Below are 4752 nucleotides of genomic sequence, written 5' to 3'. Positions count from 1 at the left end.
TTGTAATCCCAATGCTAAACTGCCATTCATCCAAAGTTTGCGTGGCGAGAATCCTGAAGAGTGTGGGTACTTTGTCAGCTTCGACCAAATGGCAAAAGCAAGTTGGTTAAATGTGCCCCAAACGTTGGACACCTATACCTTCTCCAGCGGGGCGATCGAGAAAGGCTTAATATTCCGCCAGCCTCGGATGCTAGTAGTACCCAAGTCAGGACTGCTAGCCGCTCGAACTATCAAAGCCGAAAACGGTAACTCAGAGCTGGAACTGCTTGGTAATTATCGCGAATTTAAAGGTCGAGTTGGTATCACCAATGTCCAGATCTTTGAAGTGTTGCTACTCGATCGTGATAATCGCCCCCTGCATGAAATCCCCATGCAATACATCACCAAAGGTGCCACGCAAGCCACTTTCGCCACGCACCATCAACAGTTCCTCCTCGAACTAACTATGTGTCACGCCCAGGCTAACGGCATTTCCTCACGTCCGAAGACGCTCGAATTTAACGCTTTATGTGTATTCGAGTTCGAGGTCATGCGGGAACTGGCAGGTAACGGGCAGAAAGCTTTTGCCTGTAAGGTTGCCAGTCATACCAAACCGACAAAGGATAACTGGGAGAGCTTCTTTCTCGGTCGTAATGACGATCTAGCAAATCGCGTCCTCCAATTGCTGGATATCCCCGTCGAGCCAGCAGTTTTCGCCGCTGCCAAGCTCATCGCCCAGATCGCTCCTGCCCCTCCTGAGCCAGTCGCAACAACTCTTACTACCGATGATGGTGAGGACGAAGCTGACATTCCATTCTAGCCGTTTAATCCATCGACCGACCTTACCTGCGAATTTCCCCAGAGTTCGCAGGTATTTTTATTAATTGGAGGACATTATGTATTCATCTACAGCCGGAGTCGGCTCAAGTTTACAGCGGTTGAAAAGATTTCCAGATTATCAGCATAATCAATTACTAATTTTGGCGGGGATAGAGATGACGATCGCTTACGAGCTTTTAGAGACTCGCTACAAAATTTGGCATAGCATCTATTGGAAACGCAGCAATGCGGCGACTAAATTTGCTGTCAACAAAAAGATGGAGGGCATTGCCTTCGATGCAGGTACATCGATAATCGAAGCTGGAAGATTACTCGATCGATATTATGACGAATACGGAGTTGACGAACACGATCGAAATAATTGGGCTGAAATTATTAGAAGTCTAATAAGTGCCAATCGTTGGCTTAAAGAGCAGTTTGGTAAGGATTGTGATTTCAAACAATTGACTATAGATCTCTAAGTAAAAATGTACGATCGCCATGACACCTAACGAACTAGTCCAGAAACATATCGTCCGCAAAGTCCATTTAATCAACGCCGAAATCGCTGAAATCTTTCCAGCACGATTCGACTATGAAGAGGCTTGTATGAGTCTAGAAGGTAAAGAATTTCACGTCGATTATGATATCACAAACAACAAATATTTCTGGTGGGAAGCAATCTCAATTGAAGTGTTGTTAGAAGCTGATGTCAGAGCTGCGGATGCGTTCAACGAATCAGATCCCATATTCTCAACTGCTGGACAGGCATGGAAAGATTGTGCCCAAGCAAATAACATCACCTCCAATCCTGTTGAGTTACTAGAAGTTTGGCTGGTTTCTAACTGGCTTTACGACAAACTCAATTGCCAAGATGAATCCGTCGTTACATGGAAAGGTCTGCCGCTCTGGGGTAGAAGTGGCAGTGGTTTTCCTATCGATCGAGAGGATGCGATCGAGGTAATTGCCAGACTTTAATGTAATATGTCAAAACTTTCCCCAAGCAATTTTAAGGCTTGGGGCTTTTTTACACCCAATTTATTATGAACCAACCGAATCTCAGAAAATTTAGAGCCTATATTAGTGAGTTTAAATTCTGTTGCACGAGCGAATATTGGCGTTGCTGAATTAATGTATGATATAGCGATCGAGAACAAAATTGACTAAAAACAATGAACGGCAAGTTAAATTCGATCGAATGTCCAGAATGCAAGTCAACTCGTGTTAATAAAAATGGGCATAAAGCAGGTAAGCAGAATCATATATGTGTTGATTGTGGTCGGCAATTCATAGATTGCTATCAAACGCATCAAGGCTATGGAGAAGAAATCAAAAAAGAATGTATTTTAATGTATGTAAATGGGATGGGTTTTAGAGCAATCGAGCGAATTAAGGGAGTACATCATACCAGTATTATTAATTGGGTTAAGCAAGTAGGTGAATTACTCCCAAATGCTTACGATCCAGAAACAATACCACAAGTAGGCGAGTTAGATGAACTGGAAACATTTGTTGGCTCAAAAAAAATAAGATCTGGCTGTGGACGGCAGTAGACCACTTTCAGGTAGGAATTTTAGGGTGGGTAATGGGCGACCATAGTGCGAAGACTTTTGAACCATTGTGGGAATTAGTTGGTAGCTGGAAGTGTTACTTTTATGTCACGGATGGATGGACAGTTTATCCCATATTCATTCCAGATGGAGACCAAATTATCTGCAAAACTTATATGACTAGAGTAGAAGGAGAAAATACAAGACTCAGACACTATTTAGCTCGACTTCATCGCAAGACACTTTGCTATTCTAAGTCGAAAGAAATGCTGGCACATTCAGTTAGATTACTAGTTCATTATCTAAAATTCTGGGATGTTCCTGTTCCATATTCAGCCAACTATTGAATCTAGCTAAAGTTGCCATCCAATTTCAATAATATTTGTCCGCCTCGATCGCCATATCATACATCAATTCAGCAACGCCCGAATATTTAGATATCGATAAAATCGCCAACGACCTTGCAAGGGCAGTATGCCAAGAAGTTATTCGGACGGCACGGTAATGTTGGTTCGTTGCGGGAAGGTCGCCATAGTCTAGCACCACAAAGATATTGGAATTATGAAGGCTATGTCGCAAAATTCGACAAGTTCGGTATCTACCTCAACAAAGGTCGCTGCATCGACTTCAATTTTACCGAAGTTGCCGCTCCAATTACGACCGAAACTCACATCCAGAAACGATTGAGACTCTTGCACCAGCAGATTGACTCGGAGTACTCGATCCTCGAACTGCGACATCAAGCCCTACAAATGCGTATGTTTGCTCGTGCCGAATACTTTGGTGTTTGTCCGATTCCATCCAAAGTTGTCACTCCTCCTCCAACTGGAGGAGACTCTAGCTGATGCGCTATTGAAGTGACAGTACAGACCATCGGCAGAGCCGAATCTAGCTGAAGCAATACTGCTTCAACTCACCCATCTTTTGGAGAATTTTTGCTGATGCTAGTTACGATTTCCGGTCTAGTCGGTCGCGCTCCCCAGTGCTTATTTGGCGATCGTGCGATGCTCGAAGCTGCGCTGGCAGTGCCAACTGGTGATGGAAAAGATTGGTTTGCTGTCAGATTCAGCAACGCTTTCGTCGATGCTGCCCAAGTCATCCGTAAAGGCGACACGATCTCCGTCACTGGGGAGCTGACCTTTGAACCTATGCCTGACGGTTCGATCGCCCTCTTTAAACCTGTGGTTGCTGTTTCGGATTTGCAATTATGCGACGCACCGATCGCCTACTAGGCGCAGAGAACCGATCGGTACTCATTACTCACCCTATCTTTGGAGGATTCACATGAACACTGCCATTTCCAACCTCATTATTCTGACCGCTGACGTTAACGGTGACAAAATCGTTGGTACTGCCATCGACGGGGACATCAAAGTTCTATTTGCGATTCCCACTACCGAACTCAGCCAGCGGTTATTCGTGCCCGAAGCCAATCTCATCGTTAGTGGCAAGTTTCGGCTCGGTCGGGATGCTGGCACTATCGGGATCTCGATCGCCAGTGTCATCGCTGTCATCTATTTGCCTGTCGCAGCACCAGCCGCAGAAATCACCCCTACTGAGGTTGCAGCTTCCGTAGAGCAGATCGCCCCTAGTGATACTCCAGCTAAGTCTAAGCGGAAGACCTCGAACACTCGGAGTAAGAAAGCGGCGAAGACCCCAGTTGCCGCTTGATATCTCGTTGCTCGCCGCGTCCCGATCGTCTCTTGTCGATCGGGACGCGGCGAGCCGCAGCTATATGAAGTTCACCTATATTCTGCCGCCAAATCTATCTGGATTTGGCGGCTTTCTCGTATCCATCCATAACTATTCTTGAGGAGAATATCATGAAAACCGGATTAACTCTCGTCGAACTCGCGCAAGAACTCACTGCCCAACAAGAGACTAAGCGCGATTTCCACGCGCCCACCTCTAGCTTGAGTATGCTCGGCAATGGCAACTTTCATCTCGAAACCTCAAATGGCAGTGAAGAGATGCCAGCTACAGACTATGCCCACGCTCAAATAGCAAGCCGTCTCCAGGTTCCAAAGCCCTATTACGATCGGATGCGCTCGGTATCTCCCGAACTCTTGTCAACCAATGTTAACTATTGGCTGGGTAAAAAGCAGGGCGAAACCTCGCTGATTCGGACTTTACGGCACCAGATGCGCGCCTTTCTGAGCAATCGCTACCGTATAGTTGACAACCACGAAATCCTAGCGATGGTCATGCCTGAGCTGGCTGAAATGGGTGAAGGGATTAAAATCGCAAGCTGCAATGTTACTGCCGAGAAAATGTACCTCAAGGTTGTGAACACTAATATTGAATCGGCTATCTCCGTTGGCGACCCAGTTTATCTCATACAAATATTTTATATTAAACAACAACAACAGTAACTCACTTTTTCATTTAACCTAAACATAGGTAC

General features: G+C 45.4%; 8 protein-coding genes. All 8 read left to right on the top strand.

Annotation, left to right across the window (positions count from 1 at the left end; genetic code table 11):
- Positions 1 to 799: DUF5895 domain-containing protein (locus C7B77_RS24355; protein WP_106311010.1), on the top strand; the 799-nt coding region annotated here is incomplete at its 5' end.
- 76 nt (positions 800 to 875) lie between these two features.
- Positions 876 to 1280, top strand: coding sequence for a hypothetical protein (locus tag C7B77_RS24350; protein WP_106311007.1), 405 nt, complete (start codon positions 876 to 878; stop codon positions 1278 to 1280).
- Positions 1281 to 1299: 19 nt separating this feature from the next.
- On the top strand, positions 1300 to 1776 hold the full coding sequence (locus C7B77_RS24345) for a hypothetical protein (protein ID WP_106311004.1): 477 nt from the start codon (positions 1300 to 1302) through the stop codon (positions 1774 to 1776).
- Positions 1777 to 1991: 215 nt separating this feature from the next.
- A protein-coding gene (locus C7B77_RS24335) for an IS1 family transposase (protein WP_425430845.1) occupies positions 1992 to 2695 on the top strand; the annotation gives its coding sequence in 2 pieces (ribosomal slippage) (positions 1992 to 2325 and positions 2325 to 2695; 705 coding nt in all).
- 114 nt (positions 2696 to 2809) lie between these two features.
- Positions 2810 to 3193: a hypothetical protein gene (locus C7B77_RS24330; RefSeq protein ID WP_106310997.1), complete on the top strand. Its 384-nt coding sequence runs from the start codon at positions 2810 to 2812 to the stop codon at positions 3191 to 3193.
- A gap of 96 nt (positions 3194 to 3289) precedes the next feature.
- Positions 3290 to 3580 (top strand): single stranded DNA-binding domain-containing protein, encoded by a 291-nt coding sequence (locus tag C7B77_RS24325; protein WP_106310994.1) that lies wholly within the window; start codon positions 3290 to 3292, stop codon positions 3578 to 3580.
- Positions 3581 to 3632: 52 nt separating this feature from the next.
- Complete coding sequence (locus tag C7B77_RS24320; protein WP_106310991.1) at positions 3633 to 4019, top strand: hypothetical protein; 387 nt, start codon at positions 3633 to 3635, stop codon at positions 4017 to 4019.
- Between the two features lie 152 nt (positions 4020 to 4171).
- Positions 4172 to 4720 (top strand): hypothetical protein, encoded by a 549-nt coding sequence (locus tag C7B77_RS24315; protein WP_245894373.1) that lies wholly within the window; start codon positions 4172 to 4174, stop codon positions 4718 to 4720.
- Positions 4721 to 4752 lie beyond the last annotated feature (32 nt).

This window comes from Chamaesiphon polymorphus CCALA 037 (genome assembly GCF_003003845.1).
Classification (GTDB): domain Bacteria; phylum Cyanobacteriota; class Cyanobacteriia; order Cyanobacteriales; family Chamaesiphonaceae; genus Chamaesiphon; species Chamaesiphon polymorphus.
Note: the sequence above shows the minus strand (reverse complement) of the source record. Positions and strands in the feature narration are given on the sequence as shown.

What these genes read in the sequence shown, in the direction of transcription:
- C7B77_RS24350 (WP_106311007.1), top strand. Translation starts at nt 876, where the DNA reads ATGTATTCATCTACAGCCGGAGTCGGCTCAAGTTTACAGCGGTTGAAA.
- C7B77_RS24345 (WP_106311004.1), top strand. Translation starts at nt 1,300, where the DNA reads ATGACACCTAACGAACTAGTCCAGAAACATATCGTCCGCAAAGTCCAT.
- C7B77_RS24325 (WP_106310994.1), top strand. Translation starts at nt 3,290, where the DNA reads ATGCTAGTTACGATTTCCGGTCTAGTCGGTCGCGCTCCCCAGTGCTTA.
- C7B77_RS24320 (WP_106310991.1), top strand. Translation starts at nt 3,633, where the DNA reads ATGAACACTGCCATTTCCAACCTCATTATTCTGACCGCTGACGTTAAC.
- C7B77_RS24315 (WP_245894373.1), top strand. Translation starts at nt 4,172, where the DNA reads ATGAAAACCGGATTAACTCTCGTCGAACTCGCGCAAGAACTCACTGCC.